This is a genomic window from Cytobacillus kochii, assembly GCF_044790165.1.
In the GTDB taxonomy this organism is placed as follows: Bacteria; Bacillota; Bacilli; order Bacillales; family Cytobacillaceae; genus Cytobacillus; species Cytobacillus kochii.
Genome location: NZ_CP085254.1, coordinates 1,019,143 through 1,034,554 on the forward strand (window position 1 = coordinate 1,019,143; position 15,412 = coordinate 1,034,554).

The following is a 15,412-nucleotide window of genomic DNA, read 5'->3' on the forward strand; positions in this document are numbered from 1 at the left end:
TGGAGGAAGGAAAATTATTGGTAATTATAGAAATTTTATAGAAATAAAATAAAGTGAGGTGTGAAATGGAAATAAGAAAAGCAACAGTGAATGATATTAAGGAAATAAAAAATTTGATGGAACACCTTGGATATCCTACAACAATCGAACAAATGAAAAAACGATTTAACAATATTGAATCTAGTCCAGACTACCATACTTTGTTAGCATCATATGATGATAAAATAGTTGGAATGATAGGACTTGTTAAAGGGTATTATTATGAATTGGATGGCTTATATGTTCGTATTGTAGCCCTTGTGGTAGACTCGAATCACCGTAATAAAGGGATAGGTAAACAGCTATTAAAAGAAGCAGAAATTTGGGCAAAGAAAATTGGAGCAACGGGAATAGGGCTAAATAGTGGGAACCGACCAGAGAGAATTAATGCTCATAAATTTTATAAAAGTAGTGGCTATGCAGAAAAAAGTGTTGGATTTGCAAAAAGGCTTATCTAAAATTCCCACTGACTGTTTATTTTATAAATAAAGTTTGTGAAGAATTGAACTTAAACAATAGGGGGCTTTAGTTGAAGAAGAATAACTAAAAAAGTCGATTCCTTGAGATGGAAATCGGCTTTTTAATGGGTGACTTTTCCTTAGCGTTGAAATAATAAAGAGAGGGAGTGATTTTTTTGCTATTTAAAAATTATTAAAACTTTTAAAAATAGCAGCTACCCTATCACTTAGTCTTAAAAATTTGAAATTTAGGTTTATACGTATAATTAATACGCGTTAGAATTTCTTCTCTAATGCTGGCATTTTTCAAACTGAATAGTTGGCTTTCCATCAAATAGAATTCAGTTATCCATTCAGGAACCCAATCATTTCTCTCTTTCCATAGGCGCGTTCGTTCCAAGGCTAGATCAACACGCATCTTGACCCATTTGTAACTACTAAAAGTAGATACTTCTGATGACCAATATTCATTATTTTCATGTTCATAAGAGTAGCAGAATTTGCTAAAAAGAGGTGTTTTCATTTCCATATAGCTACAATTTCTAACCCATATTAAAGCATCTGAAGGTATCATTTTGATATTTATTTTTTCTCCATAACGCATTGCTAATGCACCTGATGATGAAAGTAATTTTGGATTAAATTCATCCAAGAAACAAAAACACCCAGACCAGTTATCATTGTTATATTCAGGAGAATATAAACTTGACTTCTTAATGGGTTGGTTTATTTTATTAAGGTCCTTAATCTCCGAATCTATAAATTCAAGACTGTGACAAAAAGCGTTAGAGTTATAGGGTTTACAATTAAACCCTTTATCATCAATCCGTATGATCTTAACCTATTTCATAATTATTACCTCTTTAGTTGGTGCTTCACCATTTTTTTACGCTTATGTTTTATCTATAGCGACAACCGAAACACCCAATAAAGCTTGCGAGTTGCACATCGCATTTTTATGGTTACTCTGTTATCAAAAACATGAATAAATGTTACTTAGTTGACGTACACCAATTACATGTGGTTTGTTTGTTTTTATAATCGATTCTTTGTATTTGGTTGAATATTTGTGAGGGATGTTCATGAGCGATTATGTATTCTGGCTTTAACTTCTCAGAAATCCAGCATGTAAAATTGCTATTACATGGATTGTAGAATTCAGATATATTATCTCTTTGCGATTGCGACAATAGAGCTAATGGCAAGTCACAAATAAAAATAGTTGGAATTCCGATGTTGGATAACAAATCGTGATACTTACCCGAATTGTCTTTATCAAGTTGTACAGCTATATCCAAAAGATATTCACTTCCCCAACATAAATAGTGGCTACTTTCATCTAAGAGCTCTTGCTTAAACATACTGAAATAGACATTATTAATATTAGAGGATTGTAAACGAGAATCAATAGCAATTACAGTGCTTTCTGGTATTCCAAAAGTGGCAGACGCCATTTGCCGTAGTTCTCTCAAATTATAAGGTTTTATTCCTTCTGAAAAGTAACTATCAAAATTAATAGGGCGACACGCATGATATGCACGGATATGAGTGTACATCTCTATGTTAATTCCGCGTTTTATATTACCTTCGTCATCAGGTATGAATACTTTTCTAGTATCATTCTCCATGCTTTCCACTCCATCTATAAAATGTATTAGTTTTATATATTCTTTGGATCATTCTAAAAATCGCAAAAAAGAGACTCACTTTTAACTCCTCAACTATCCCTAGAATTTAAGATACTTTTTTTATTTTAAGAATGCATCTCTAGTTTATTCCATTTAGCAAGACTTACTACCTATATAATATTATCATAACAAGATAAAAAATTATTAATTCGCAAGTAAATCATTTACACTCAATCTTCCTCATATAAACTATCAAGGCGATTACTAACTTCCTGCAAGTTTGGCGTTGTATAAATCATCGTCGTCTTCGGGTCATCATGCCCGGCCAGCTGCGTGAGTGTCGTTAATGGTACATGTTCGGCCGTTTGGTAAAGAAATGTATGTCTGAGCACATGCGGATGAAGCGTTCCTTTTTTAAACCCGCAGCGATCATTTAATCTTGCTAAAATGTCCTGCACATTGCGTACACTAATACGATCCCCTCGATTAGAGATAAAAACTGCGGGGTGGTTGTCTTCACGTTCGCTCATATATTCTGTTAATTTTCTTCTGAGCTCTTTCGGTGCGGGTACGGTGCGAGCTTTGTTTCCTTTTCCCGACACTTGAATCGTGCCGGTTCTTTCACGTATATCTATGTGACTTTTGTTCAAGTTCACGAGTTCTGACACTCGAAGCCCTGTGTAGATAAGTGTATAAATAAGAGCGACACGCATTTTTCCTCCTTTTTTCCATTCGCCATTAAGTTTACGATTCATCTTTTCAATTTCTCTTTTAATTTTGGCGATATCGACACTATCGACTGATTTTCTTTCCATACTCACAATTTTTTCTTCTGGGTACTCAATCCCGTTCATGCGATCCTGCAAATTGTGATATTTAAGAAAACTTGAAATAATCGAATATTCCTTTTGTCTGGTTGCGATTTTTTTATCTTCCCTTTTCTGGAAATAATAACGGATGTCATATTCTGTTAATCGATTTATGTCTCCGCCACCATCTTACACAATATTTAGAAAGTTCTGAAGTGTGTATTGAAATGTACGAAATGTCGCTTGACTGTCAAATTTTTTATTTTCCATAAACTGTATAATGATAGGATTCACATTTTTTACCACCTTATGTAAAATTCAGAGATTAGATTCCACGCAGTTATTTTTCTTCGTTACGAAACAGTCGAATGCGACCTAGTAAAATCGGTAAAATCGATTAACTGCGTGGAATCTAAAATTCTACGCAGTTTTTATTTTGAGTTTAAATGAAGGGATTTAGATTCTAATTTTGATTTTCTCTTCATCTTTTGATTTTCGAATAAAAACTCTCGTTGAGGTTGCAAATTTAAAAAATGAAATACTCTCCATCAGTATAAAACAAATCATCATGTGATTAGGTTGCCTCTATTGATATAATTCACTGCTCTTCGGAAGCTCCGGAAGTTCCGAATGGAATGGGATTCGAAACCTCCGAACCAATGATCTGGGCTCAATTTGTCAAAAATATATAAAATAATAAGAGTTCTTAAATCTGTTTTCGTAATAAAAGTATGAGTCACATTTAGAAGTCTGTTTCTAAGTTTGAACTATTTATCTAATAATTTCTTGATTCTAGGATACGAGAAAATTTAAATTGTGAGTGAGGTAGGACAAAACATATAAGTGACTACTAATTTAGATTGGAAATATTAGATTGGAAATATGGACTTAGGAGAGCACTTAGTCTAATAGATTCTTATACTTCAACTAATCTAGGCGTTAGTGTGGATTTAAAATAAAATCGGAATGTTTGTAAAAAAGATGCGATGTTTAAAACAAAGTCGCGATATATATATAAGATGCGAAGATTTACCCCTTTGGATACGAATTGTCTAAAAAGGAACTTTATGGTAAAAATAACATAACGATATTCAACAATCGGGCCATTTAATTGAATAAGGCTTATTAAACAAAGGGGTGCAGTTAAGCTTAATAAAATCGGATAGCTATTCGTATATATAAGTAAAGCAAGGTTAAAGGAGGGGTTTAGATTAAAAGATTTTTATTTTATTTCGTTTCCACAGTTGTTATGGGATTTATTTTTTACTTAGGAGTGAAGTATCAAGTGAGGTTACATGAAGAACTTAGAAATTCGTTTAATCTGTTGCCTTTTTTAATATTTGCTACTATATTTCCTATTGCTATCGGATTGTTATTACGATTGCCTAAATTGATTATAGAGATTAAAGAAAAAAAGCAATGGTCGTTTGATTGGATTAAGGTTGCCGCAATTGGAATACCATCACTATATATAGCAATGATACCAATTTTGTCATTATCTACTTCTTTTGAGAATTTGTTATTTGCAAAAGAGTTGATCTTTTTAGGTGATACTACATTGACAACAACAGCTGGGATTGTTTCTGGTTATGTTTTATTTGATAGTTTAAAAAAATAAAAGCTTTTCAAACATGCGCTTTTCTGAAGTAAGAATTGTGTTCTTTTGTGAAAGGAGCTGATTTTTACGGAAGTTTTGATTTCTGTATTAGGCGAATTAATAATCGGTATCATGCTTTCTTACTTTTTTCTTGATTATAACGGGTGGACCATACATCATATGGGGAAAAACGGCGAAGTTATTAAAACTATAAATGAATTAGATTTAAATTTATAAAGAATCTTCATTTAGCAACTTTATGTTACCCCATCCTACAGGAGGGGGGATGTGTATTTCAAGCATTTAACTTAAACAAGGTAATATAACCTTTGACATTCCCTTATTGCGGGTGATGTCAGCTTCGCTGGTACTACTCGATATAATAATCCTTTTATTCCTAATTTAGTATATAATTAGTGTAAAAGGAGGGAATGATCAATATGAAACGAATCATCTTATTTACAGTTACATTTATGTGTTTGTTTTTTATCTCAGCATGTTCAGAAGATAGTAATAGCAGCAGTAACGCAGATGAAAAAGAAGTTAAAGAATTTTTAAGTCAATATAAATCCTACCAGTATACAATCGAAGATCCTAAAAACCCCCCTACTGCTGATGAAATAGGGGGAAAAGTGAAACCTTTCTTATCTGATGAAGAATATGAGAAACAATTTGCCAATAGAGCTTTCGATATACCTGCTGAAGTTGCATCTAAAACAAATAACAGCATCGCTTTAGATGATGTTACTCTTGAAAAAGTCGAATCGGAAGAAGAGTCAGAAAAATATAAATATACATTACATTTGATTTTTTCTGATAATGGTTCTGAAGAATCTATAGATAGAAAAGGAGAAATAACAGTCACAACTAACAACGAGATGAAAATAACTCGCGACTGGGAAAACCGTAATAATGAAATTGATGATCTAACTTTTTAAAGAAAACTTAATTAGCTAGAAAAGTAGTATACAAAGTATAGAAAACCGTCCTCGTATGAAAGATATTACGTACTAATAATATTAAAGATGTAGAAGAATATTTTAAGCCTACCCTAAAAATTGAATAAATATATCTTCCTCAATAGGGCGCGTTTCTTGAGCAAGGAATACGCCTTATTTAATGAATAAAAGGATTGAGTTATATTTGTGAATTTTGAAATAATTGTTATTAAGCAATCGGCTACGTTTATTTAGGTACGTCTCTTTCTCGTGTAAGGGCCATTAAGGGAAGGAGCTTTCCTTGAGGCTGGATATTAATGATATTATATGCATGATTGTAATGGTCACAATAATTAATTAGGTTCTAAATTCTAACTTTTAAGGAGTCTCCTTATGAGAATAGATTCAAAAAAGAGAAGAGTACAACAAAAATATAAAGAAATAATTGAGCTTAAAAAACAAGAAAGAAAACACACTATTGAAGTGTTAATAGCTATTTTTTTAATCGTTTTTCTTTCTTTTCTGAATGGAGAAAATGCCAACGTCTTTAATTTTAATTCATCTGCTGTTGAAGTTGGGCACCCTGAGAATAAATGGATAGAAGTTGTTTCAAAAATGGATGAAAAATTAAAAGTGAATTATGCTCAATATACGGGTATAGCAATAGATTTCAATCCTAAACCTATAAAATATATTTTAAAAACTTCTATACAAGATTCAGATTTAGATAATGATCAACATTTAGGTGAATTGATTAAAGATGCTAATGCAATTATAGAATCAAGTAAATTACCCAACTTGCTTCAAGAAGATGAAACATACGAAATTATTGTAAGAGGAATAGATAACGATGAATTAGCCCGTAAAGGATTTTGAATGACAAGATTAAGAAATTGGTGCGCCAGTGAATCAACTAAAAGCAAAAGGAAAATCATTAATTTAATCTTCCGCAAACAGGCGCTTTAATTGAGAAATGAAAAAAGCCTAATTTCTTCACAGTTAATTGAGAAATTAGGCTTTTTGATATTGAAATTTCCTTAACGTTGTAAATCCGCATTTTCCTGACGCTACCCCCGTATGAGAGCGTAATTATTATTATTTATGGCGGGTGGAAAAAATAAAATATTGCTACCAGATTACTAACGATTTACTATATACTGGAATTAAGATTTAGTAGATTAATTCGTTACTGAATGGAGTGTAGACGAGCTTGAAAAAAGTCGGTCTTAGTCTGATGTTTATTGGTTTATTATTTATTGGGTTTAGTGTTTGGACAATTGTTGCTGGTAATGTGAAGGAATCACAGTCATTACAAGTGGCCAAGGCAAAGGTTGCTGAAGGGGCGAAAAAGGCAGAAGCTTATTTGCCAAAAAAAGGAGAAGCAGCAGGGATACTTTTGATACCAAAGCTTGATGCAGAATTACCCATTATTGAGGGAGTTGATGCAGATGATCTGGCAAAAGGAGTTGGCCATTATCTAGGGAGTTTATATCCGGATGAAGGAGGTCAAATTGTACTTTCAGGTCATAGGGACACTGTCTTTAGAGGCATGGGCAAGTTAAAATTAAATGATATTTTCACTATAAAAGTACCATATGGAGAATTTGATTATAAAATTACTAAAACAAAAATTGTAGATAAAGGAGATACAAGTGTCATTACATTGCAACAAACAGAAGAAGAATTAATTGTTACTACTTGCTACCCTTTTAGTTTTGTGGGAGATGCACCTGAGAGATACATTATTTATGCCGAGCGAGTTAAATAGTCTTAAGACGAAAATATAGAGCAATAAATAGGTAAGAAATCCTTATTCATATAAAATTATTAAACTAACTTTCTCTAGCCCCTTATTTTTTTAGAATTTTGTGATAAAATTTTCAATAAAAGTATGAAAGGGTTAGATGAATGGGGATTCAATCAGTTTCTTTTATTGGATTGGGTGCGTTGGGCGTTCTTTTTGGTAGCCAAATGAACCTTTCATTATCAAAAGGTGCACTTACATTTGTTGCTGATGAGGCAAGAGTGAAAAAATATAAAGAGAGAGGAGTTTATGCAAACCAACAGTTTTGCGATTTTGATTATAGAACACCAGAAAGCATAGAAAAACCAGTTGATTTACTCATCTTTTCAGTTAAAGCAGATGGGTTGGATGCTGCCATTGAATTAGCTAAGCCAATTGTCAGTGAGCATACAATCATTCTTTCTTTATTAAACGGGATTTCAAGTGAACGCATATTAGGTAGTGTATTTGGAGAAGACAAGGTTTTATATAGCGTAGCCCAAGGGATGGATGCTGTTAAAGTAAACAATATACTAAGCTATCATCATATGGGGATGATTTGTTTTGGCGATCAGGAGGCTGGTGAGACATCAAAAATGACAAAGGAAGTAGCTGAATTTTTCGATCGCACAGGTATTCCGTATGAAGTAGATACTAATATGATAAAGAGACAGTGGGGCAAATTCATGTTGAATGTGGGTGTGAATCAGACAGTTGCAGTCTATCGGGGGAATTATGGAACCATTCAAGTAGAGGGAGAGCCGAGAGAAACGATGATTGCAGCAATGCGAGAAGTGATTCGTATAGCACAGTATGAAGGGGTCACTTTAAAAGAAGATGACTTATCTTATTGGTTAAATGTTCTCGATCAATTAAATGCAGAGGGAAAGCCGTCTATGGCACAAGATGTCGAGGCTGGAAGGAAAAGTGAAGTGGAGCTTTTTGCGGGAACGGTAATAGCATTGTATAAAAAGCACAAGCTAGCACAACCAACCACAAATAAGATGTTATATGAAAACATTCAACATATTGATAGTCATTCAGTTTAAGACCACTGAAAAGGAATAAAATTGTAGAATAAACTGGGTTAGAGGAAGTTTGGAGGTTTCTATGTCAAAGAATGATGCGCTTTTTCAAAATCATAGTAGCCTAAAGGTGGTTTACCCAATTGAGGTTACTCACTTATTAATGAACCATACATCTGCAGCTATCGTTTTGACAAGCATAAATCATCGGATAAATAAAATTAATCAATCGTATACGGATCTATTGGGCTATCGTGAACAAGATGCACTTGGTACGAATTTATATACTCATTTGCGGTTGAAGAAAGACAATATATTAAAGCCCTTTCAAGATAAAGCGGAAGCAAAGGGTATTCATAAAGATGGCCATCTTATTAATTTGGAATTATCGCATTATCCCATTTATGATTCATTAGAGCAAATTGCTGGTGGTATTACATTTATTAATGAATTGGCGGATTCTGAATGTATTGAGGATATCGTCTCAAATAATTTAGGAATCAGTCGATTAATTACAGAGCACACGTCAGATTTAATTTTACTGTACGGACTAGATAAGAAGGTTATTTATGTATCCCCGTCCTTTGAAGAATTATTAGGGTTGGAAAAAGGCACCTATCTGGGTAAAGGTGTAATGGATCATATGAATAAAGAAGAAAGAGAATACAGTGAATTATTGTATAAAAAAATTAATGATACCGGAGAATCCCAAATTCTACAATCACGCATGAAAACGAGTAGTGGGAATATCATATATATTGAGTCTAATATTTCTCCGATTTTTAATGAATTTAATGAAATTCAATTGTATGTTTGTGTCGGTAGGGACGTCACTGATCGTGTGAAAAATGATGACGCTCTAAGAAATTTAGATCGCCTATCCATTATTGGTCAACTAGCGGCAAGTGTGGCTCATGAGATCAGGAATCCACTGACATCGTTAAAGGGTTTCTCAAAACTATTACATTATATGGAGGAGAAAGATAAACAGAAAGAGTATTTATCAATTATTTCTCATGAACTAGAGCGTATTGACGGAATTGTCAATGAATTTATGTCTTTAGCTAAGCCGCAAGTAGTTGATTATGATTATTTTGACCTTTATGAGATTTTAGAAGCTACATTCAAATTTCTTCACCCACAAGCCATGATGTGTAATGTCCAAATTCGATTCATAAAGCCAGATCAACAAATTGAATTACTTTGTAATCAAAATCAATTAAAGCAAGTATTTATTAATTTCTTAAAAAACTCTATGGAGTCAATGCCAAATGGTGGGGAAGTAATTATAGCTATAGAAGTATTAAGAAATAAAAGAGTAAGAATTAATTTTAAAGACGAGGGTATAGGTATAAGCTCAGATCGTTTGCATTATTTAGGTACCCCTTTTTATACTACAAAGGATAAAGGAATCGGTTTAGGACTAACTGTTAGTAATAAAATTATTCAAGAGCATAATGGAACGATGAAGATTGATAGTAAACCAGGTGGCGGTACAATAGTAACCGTTGAACTAGGCTATTCATAAAAAGATTCATCGTTTTAAGAATGATACATAAATGAATGCATTAATATTTGAAAATGCATTTTTTTATATTTGATCATTATTTCAGCCTTTCTCGCTATTTAAGCGAGTTTTTTTGTAAATATCTTCTTTAAGACTTAAGGCTTAGTTGGAATTACAATCTTAGTCCATGGAAAAAACTCCTTCAAATGTTGTATGCTTATACTGTAAGGGTAAGTAAAAATAAGTTCACTTATTTTGAAACTTAAATAAGACGAATTACGTAAATAGTATAAGCGGTAAAGTCAGGAGTCGATAATTTTGAACCCGTTCTATGTGTTTTTTCTACGGATACTTATCACTGTACCTGTGTCTGTGTTGACATGGTTAATTAGCTACTTTTTTATGAATTACGGTTTTTGGATGAGTGGACTAATTGGTGCTGGTGTGGGTGTATTTACGTATTGGTTGAGTGGAATAATTATTGTCCATCGTTGGATGAAAAGTAAGGGACTCAAGCGGAAAGAGTTTCGTTTTATACAAGATAATTTAGATGATGCCCGAATCAAGATGAGTCGTTTACATCGTGCTTTAATGGCGATTCGCCATTGGCCGTCTGGTCGTCAACGTAAAGATTTTATTAAAGTGACAAAAAGGATTTACCAACTTGTGCAAAAGGAGCCGAGACGCTTTTATCAAGCTGAATCATTCTTCTATTCGCATTTGGATTCAGCGGTAGAACTCGCTGAAAGATATGTTTTTCTTTCCTCACAACCGAAGAAGGATTGGGAACTTGAGCAATCATTAACAGAGACCAGAAAAACTTTGCAAGAGCTAATGGTTCATGTGGATAAGGATTTACGTTCAGTGCTAGCGAATGATATTGATGATCTTCATTATGAGATAGATGTAGCCAAACATAACATTAAGAAATTAAAAGATGAGAAAACGAATGATGAAAGTAGGCGATTAAAATGACAAAAGAAAAAAATACGTCAAATCAACCTACCCTTGGTGCAGATATATTGGATGATCTTTTAGCGGACCCTTTTGGTAATGACGACGAGACAGTCACAAAGGTTAAAAGTGAGGACTCATCCAGTCGTGTAAAATTAATTGATGTCATTCCAGAGGAAAACCGGCAAAAAGCTTACCAATTAGCTGAACAAATCGACCCAAGTAATCATCAAGCTATGATTTCATATGGTACGCCTGCTCAATCAAAGTTACTCAATTTTTCACATGCGATGCTTGACCATGTGCAAAGAAAAGATGTCGGTGAAGTAGGTTCAATTTTGGGCGAACTTATGCAAAAATTTAATGAAGTGAACCCGGATGATTTAAAACATGAAAAACAAGGCTTTTTCTCAAAGATATTCGGCAAGCTTTCAGGTTCTGTCCATGAAGTATTGTCGCAATATCAAAAGGTAGGTGCACAAATTGATCGCATCAGTGTGAAGTTAGAGCGTAGTAAAAACTTGCTTCTCTCAGACATTGTTATGCTAGATAAGCTATATGAAAGTAATAAAGAATATTTCCATGCCTTAAATATTTATATCGCTGCAGGGGAACTAAAGCTTGAGGAAATGAGAGAGAAATCGATTCCGGTTCTAAAAAAGAAAGCTGAATCATCACAGGATCAAATGAAAGTACAGGAAGTAAATGACTTAGTCCAATTTGCTGAAAGATTGGATAAACGTTTATACGATTTAAAGTTAAGTCGAGAAATCACCATCCAAAGTGCGCCACAAATTAGATTGATCCAAAATACAAACCAAGCGCTAGTTGAAAAGATACAATCATCTATTATGACCGCCATTCCATTATGGAAGAATCAAGTCTCTATTGCTTTAACGTTGATCCGCCAACGCCATGCAGTAGAAGCACAAAAGCACGTCTCAAAGGCAACGAATGACTTACTATTGAAGAATGCAGAAATGCTAAAAATGAACACCATCGAAACAGCGAGAGAGAATGAGCGCGGTTTAGTAGATATAGAAACATTAAAGAAAACCCAGCAAAACCTAGTCGAAACGATTGAAGAAACATTGCGCATCCAAGAAGAAGGTCGACATAAAAGAAAACAAGCCGAAAGTGATCTAGCCCATATGGAAAACGACTTGAGGCTAAAACTATTAGAAGTAAAAGATAAATAATGTCATTAGGCACGAACAAATGCTAACTTAGTATTTGTTTGTGCCTTTTTGAGTGGAATCAATACTTATGTTAAAGACTAAAGAATAGCCAAGCAAAATACCAATGTTCCGGCTTTTGGCTTTTTCATTATCCAACTGGGACACGCGAAGCGATTTGTATCGGTAGCTTGACAGTTACTGTTGTTCCCTCGTGTAAAACACTTGAGAAATGAATGGAACCATTGTGGCTTTGAACTATCTTATTGCTGACAGTTAAACCAAGACCAGTACCTTTTTCTTTGGATGAATAAAAAGGTTCTCCGAGTTTTGTTAATAATTCTGGAGACATGCCATCGCCATTATCGGATATTTTTATGATAGCAGTATCCTCTTCCTTTTCTAATGAAATCATGATTTGACCGTCTCCGTCAGTTGAGGCTTCAATAGCATTTTTAATTAAATTGATAAATAATTGTTTAAGTTGATTAGGTTCACACAGTATAGAAATTTGCGTACGTAAATATGACTTTAATTGAATTTGAATATTATGGAGTGATGCTTCCGTTTTTAATAGTGAAATGACATTATGGAGTAATTCAAAGATGTCTGCTTGAATGAATTTAATCTCTTGTGGTTTGGCTAGTAGTAATAGTTCGCTAACAATATGATTGATGCGATCCAATTCTTCTTCCATAATGCGATAATAAAATTCATGTTTACTGTCTTCTGTCGTTAATACTTGTACAAATCCTTTTAACGAAGTGAGTGGGTTTCTTATTTCATGAGCCACACTCGCTGATAGTTCACCAACTACAGATAATTTTTCCGTTTTTCTTAATTGTTCTTCAGCTAATCGTAGCTTTGTGACGTCTTTCCCATAACAAATAATACCAGCTTGTTTATTGTTGATAATCATAGGCACAGCTGTACATTCTAAGATGATTTGCGGCCCATTTTTATGGTTCATCGCCATCTCACATTGTATATGTTGATTCGTTTGTCGTATGTGTTCAAGACTTTTAAATACTTCATCATGTAAGTCTTTAGGAAATAGGTGGGTGATAGGTTGTTGGAGTACTTCTTCTGGCTGATAACCGGTTATCTCCTTAAATTGGGGGTTTGCTTGAGTAATCCGTCCGGATAGATCCATCATGACGATCATATCTTGGCTGTACAAAAACAGCGATTTATATTGCTGTTGACTTTCTTGTAATAATTCATCCAATCTCTTTTTTTCGGAAATATCTCTACCGATAATTACAAGCCCTTTTCTACTCCGGTCTTCATGAAAAAGAGGCACTTTAATTGTGTCGAATGTCTTCTTTGTTCCATCCGGTTGTAAAATATTTTCCTCGATTCTCGCAATTTTTCCACTATCCCATGTTTCCTCATCTGAAATCATACAATGAGCGAAGGAGTTTTTGTAAAAACTTCTTGCTTGATCGCCGAGTTCAATATCTGTTTTTCCCCGATATTGGTCTTCTTCAAGGTTAAATAGTTCAAGAGCGACTTTATTCGCTTCGATCCATCTCCCTTTTTCGTCTTTAAAATTCACGAAATCGACCATTGCATTAATAAGTGTGGATAATCTCTCTTTATCTTCTTTCGATGTATTTAATTCTTCAATTCTTTTTATAAAATAGTAGAAGAGACAAGTTGTAAAGGAGATATATACAATTTCTTTTATATGTATCATGGAGATTAGGTTAGATGATGTATGAAATTCACTAATGAGTAGGTTTGTTGAAATGACCCAAATGATACTCCCTAGAAAAAAGAAGATTAAGAATTTTGTTTTCATATCTATGCTCCTGTTCTGTAAGACAAATAATCACTATTATTTTATAGTAATCGATTATGAAAAATTTTGCCATTAAAGATTGAGTATTTTAATAATTAAGTATGATTGTAGGATAAATAAGCGATAAAAAAATAAGTTATAATAGTAGAAACTAGTTGGAGGAGATGAAGTAATCATGTATTTAACAATAGAAGAGACATCTCAATATTTATCGGTGTCAGTCACTTATGTAGAAGAGTTGATCCTCCAAGGTAAAATTCGTGTCATTCATGATAGCGAGGGAGCAGTACTCATTTATAAAGACCAATTTAAAAGCCACTTTCAACAATTAGAAAAATATAAGAAATTGGTGGAAGAGTTATCGAAAGAACCAATTCCAGAAGACCGGGATATAAAGGATGAAGATTGATTCGTAAGGATGTGACATGTTGAAGTTAAAGCTCGTTAATGAAGGTAAGAAAAGATATATAGATCTGTTACTGCTTGCGGATGAACAAGAGAATATGATTGATCAGTATTTAGAGCGTGGAGACCTTTATATTTTCGAGGAAAAACAAAAGTTAATCGGCGTTTGTGTTGTAACAAAGGAGAATGAAGATATATATGAAATAAAGAATCTGGCTGTTGCCCCACATTTAAAACGAAAAGGATATGGCAAAAAGATGATTCAGCTTGTGGAAGATATCTATAAAGGGAGAGCCCGCAAGCTTCAAGTAGGAACGGGAGATAGTCCCCTTACGATCCCTTTTTACCAGGCGTGTGGATTTCATATTTCTCATCAGATTGATGATTTCTTTGTGAAACATTATGACCGCCCTATTTATGAGGGTGGTAAACAACTCATTCATATGGTGATTTTACAAAAGCAGCTTTGACCTCTAAAAGGATAGAATGTTTTACATTTCTAATTATTTTGTCTATTCTAGAAAAGAGAGAGTATTTCTAGAGGAGGAATGGAAGATGTATGATATTCTAATCGTTGGAGCAGGGCCTTCTGGTGCGAGTGCAGCTTTATTTGCTGCTAAAGCGGGGAAGAAAGTGATTGTTATTGATAATGACAAAGGTGTAACAAAAAGGGCTTGGGTTGAAAACCATTATGGAGTATTAGAGGTATCAGGTCCGGATTTGGTTAGCACGGGTAAAAAACAGGCAGAGAAATTTGGGGCAGAGTTAGTAGATGCAACAGTAGAATCTATTGAGAAAAAAGAAGCAGCTTTCGTTATTACTACTTCTGAAGGTAGTTATGAAGCGAAACATGTGATTTTAGCAACAGGGTTCTTGGCTGATTTAGCCGAAAAAGCAGGTGTACAAACGAAACCGGGAACAGAGCCAAGAGTAAAAACCATTATTGATGTAGATGCATCAGGTCAAACCAATATTCCTGGCATCTGGGCTGCAGGTACGACAGCAGGTGTAAGTGTACATACAATTATTACTGCTGGAGATGGCGCGAAGGTAGCTATTAATGTAATTAGTGAGATAAATGGTGAGCGTTATGTTGACCATGATGTATTGAAATAAATAGTTGTTTAAGAACGCTGACTGTTATGGTCAGCTTTTTTGGTTTGAAGTCGATTGTCTGAGAACATGTTCTATTGACCGAGAATGGAAGGACGATCTTGCATTCTTAATGTATTGGAAAACCATCATTTTGGAGAGAAGAAGTGCCCTTTAAATTTACGGAATGAAAGGATT

At 34.0% G+C, this 15,412-nt stretch carries 16 protein-coding genes; 12 read left to right on the forward strand and 4 right to left on the reverse strand.

What is annotated here, in order from left to right; all coding sequences use genetic code 11:
* Positions 1-65: 65 nt before the first annotated feature.
* Complete coding sequence (locus LG276_RS05520; protein ID WP_180317030.1) at positions 66-497, forward strand: GNAT family N-acetyltransferase; 432 nt, start codon at positions 66-68, stop codon at positions 495-497.
* A 223-nt stretch (positions 498-720) separates the two neighbouring features.
* Here the strand turns inward: LG276_RS05520 and LG276_RS05525 are convergent, their stop codons facing one another.
* The 3 genes from LG276_RS05525 to LG276_RS05535 form a co-directional block, all read right to left on the reverse strand.
* Positions 721-1,149: a hypothetical protein gene (locus LG276_RS05525; RefSeq protein ID WP_281202753.1), complete on the reverse strand. Its 429-nt coding sequence runs from the start codon at positions 1,147-1,149 to the stop codon at positions 721-723.
* A 340-nt stretch (positions 1,150-1,489) separates the two neighbouring features.
* Positions 1,490-2,125: a hypothetical protein gene (locus LG276_RS05530; protein WP_281202754.1), complete on the reverse strand. Its 636-nt coding sequence runs from the start codon at positions 2,123-2,125 to the stop codon at positions 1,490-1,492.
* A 230-nt stretch (positions 2,126-2,355) separates the two neighbouring features.
* Positions 2,356-2,979 (reverse strand): tyrosine-type recombinase/integrase, encoded by a 624-nt coding sequence (locus tag LG276_RS05535; protein ID WP_281202755.1) that lies wholly within the window; start codon positions 2,977-2,979, stop codon positions 2,356-2,358.
* 1,240 nt (positions 2,980-4,219) lie between these two features.
* Here LG276_RS05535 and LG276_RS05540 point away from each other — a divergent pair.
* From LG276_RS05540 to LG276_RS05575, 8 genes are all read left to right on the forward strand, one after another.
* Entirely contained in the window at positions 4,220-4,552 is a 333-nt protein-coding gene (locus LG276_RS05540; protein ID WP_224936468.1) for a hypothetical protein, read from the forward strand.
* Positions 4,553-4,971: 419 nt separating this feature from the next.
* Entirely contained in the window at positions 4,972-5,469 is a 498-nt protein-coding gene (locus tag LG276_RS05545) for a hypothetical protein (RefSeq protein WP_251162847.1), read from the forward strand.
* 393 nt (positions 5,470-5,862) lie between these two features.
* Complete coding sequence (locus tag LG276_RS05550) at positions 5,863-6,345, forward strand: hypothetical protein (protein ID WP_251162848.1); 483 nt, start codon at positions 5,863-5,865, stop codon at positions 6,343-6,345.
* 358 nt (positions 6,346-6,703) lie between these two features.
* Positions 6,704-7,237 carry a class D sortase gene (locus LG276_RS05555; protein ID WP_373370947.1) on the forward strand — a complete coding sequence of 178 codons (534 nt, stop codon included), beginning with the start codon at positions 6,704-6,706 and terminating at the stop codon, positions 7,235-7,237.
* Positions 7,238-7,377: 140 nt separating this feature from the next.
* Positions 7,378-8,301 (forward strand): ketopantoate reductase family protein, encoded by a 924-nt coding sequence (locus LG276_RS05560; protein ID WP_224934835.1) that lies wholly within the window; start codon positions 7,378-7,380, stop codon positions 8,299-8,301.
* Between the two features lie 61 nt (positions 8,302-8,362).
* Positions 8,363-9,805 (forward strand): PAS domain S-box protein, encoded by a 1,443-nt coding sequence (locus tag LG276_RS05565; protein ID WP_224934837.1) that lies wholly within the window; start codon positions 8,363-8,365, stop codon positions 9,803-9,805.
* 297 nt (positions 9,806-10,102) lie between these two features.
* Positions 10,103-10,759, forward strand: coding sequence for a 5-bromo-4-chloroindolyl phosphate hydrolysis family protein (locus tag LG276_RS05570; RefSeq protein ID WP_289433012.1), 657 nt, complete (start codon positions 10,103-10,105; stop codon positions 10,757-10,759).
* Positions 10,756-11,937: a toxic anion resistance protein gene (locus LG276_RS05575; RefSeq protein WP_224934841.1), complete on the forward strand. Its 1,182-nt coding sequence runs from the start codon at positions 10,756-10,758 to the stop codon at positions 11,935-11,937. The genes LG276_RS05570 and LG276_RS05575 overlap by 4 nt, the downstream gene beginning before the upstream one ends.
* A 127-nt stretch (positions 11,938-12,064) precedes the next feature.
* On the opposite strand, the gene LG276_RS05580 is transcribed toward LG276_RS05575, so the two are convergent.
* The gene (locus LG276_RS05580) at positions 12,065-13,717 is read right to left on the reverse strand and encodes a PAS domain S-box protein (RefSeq protein ID WP_224934843.1); all 1,653 of its coding nucleotides are present in this window, start codon (positions 13,715-13,717) and stop codon (positions 12,065-12,067) included.
* A gap of 175 nt (positions 13,718-13,892) precedes the next feature.
* Here LG276_RS05580 and LG276_RS05585 point away from each other — a divergent pair, with 175 nt between their 5' ends.
* The 3 genes from LG276_RS05585 (at position 13,893) to LG276_RS05595 (ending at position 15,238) form a co-directional block, all read left to right on the forward strand.
* A complete protein-coding gene (locus tag LG276_RS05585; protein WP_404293754.1) occupies positions 13,893-14,126 on the forward strand; it encodes an excisionase family DNA-binding protein in 234 nt (77 codons plus the stop codon).
* Positions 14,127-14,142: 16 nt separating this feature from the next.
* Positions 14,143-14,592, forward strand: a complete 450-nt coding sequence (locus tag LG276_RS05590; RefSeq protein ID WP_251166493.1) for a GNAT family N-acetyltransferase — start codon at positions 14,143-14,145, stop codon at positions 14,590-14,592.
* Positions 14,593-14,677: 85 nt separating this feature from the next.
* Positions 14,678-15,238, forward strand: coding sequence for an NAD(P)/FAD-dependent oxidoreductase (locus LG276_RS05595; RefSeq protein WP_289433015.1), 561 nt, complete (start codon positions 14,678-14,680; stop codon positions 15,236-15,238).
* Positions 15,239-15,412: the final 174 nt, after the last annotated feature.

What these genes read in the sequence shown, in the direction of transcription:
- LG276_RS05520 (WP_180317030.1), top strand. Translation starts at nt 66, where the DNA reads ATGGAAATAAGAAAAGCAACAGTGAATGATATTAAGGAAATAAAAAAT.
- LG276_RS05530 (WP_281202754.1), bottom strand. Translation starts at nt 2,125, where the DNA reads ATGGAGAATGATACTAGAAAAGTATTCATACCTGATGACGAAGGTAAT.
- LG276_RS05535 (WP_281202755.1), bottom strand. Translation starts at nt 2,979, where the DNA reads ATGAACGGGATTGAGTACCCAGAAGAAAAAATTGTGAGTATGGAAAGA.
- LG276_RS05545 (WP_251162847.1), top strand. Translation starts at nt 4,972, where the DNA reads ATGAAACGAATCATCTTATTTACAGTTACATTTATGTGTTTGTTTTTT.
- LG276_RS05550 (WP_251162848.1), top strand. Translation starts at nt 5,863, where the DNA reads ATGAGAATAGATTCAAAAAAGAGAAGAGTACAACAAAAATATAAAGAA.
- LG276_RS05555 (WP_373370947.1), top strand. Translation starts at nt 6,704, where the DNA reads ATGTTTATTGGTTTATTATTTATTGGGTTTAGTGTTTGGACAATTGTT.
- LG276_RS05560 (WP_224934835.1), top strand. Translation starts at nt 7,378, where the DNA reads ATGGGGATTCAATCAGTTTCTTTTATTGGATTGGGTGCGTTGGGCGTT.
- LG276_RS05565 (WP_224934837.1), top strand. Translation starts at nt 8,363, where the DNA reads ATGTCAAAGAATGATGCGCTTTTTCAAAATCATAGTAGCCTAAAGGTG.
- LG276_RS05575 (WP_224934841.1), top strand. Translation starts at nt 10,756, where the DNA reads ATGACAAAAGAAAAAAATACGTCAAATCAACCTACCCTTGGTGCAGAT.
- LG276_RS05580 (WP_224934843.1), bottom strand. Translation starts at nt 13,717, where the DNA reads ATGAAAACAAAATTCTTAATCTTCTTTTTTCTAGGGAGTATCATTTGG.
- LG276_RS05585 (WP_404293754.1), top strand. Translation starts at nt 13,893, where the DNA reads ATGTATTTAACAATAGAAGAGACATCTCAATATTTATCGGTGTCAGTC.
- LG276_RS05590 (WP_251166493.1), top strand. Translation starts at nt 14,143, where the DNA reads ATGTTGAAGTTAAAGCTCGTTAATGAAGGTAAGAAAAGATATATAGAT.
- LG276_RS05595 (WP_289433015.1), top strand. Translation starts at nt 14,678, where the DNA reads ATGTATGATATTCTAATCGTTGGAGCAGGGCCTTCTGGTGCGAGTGCA.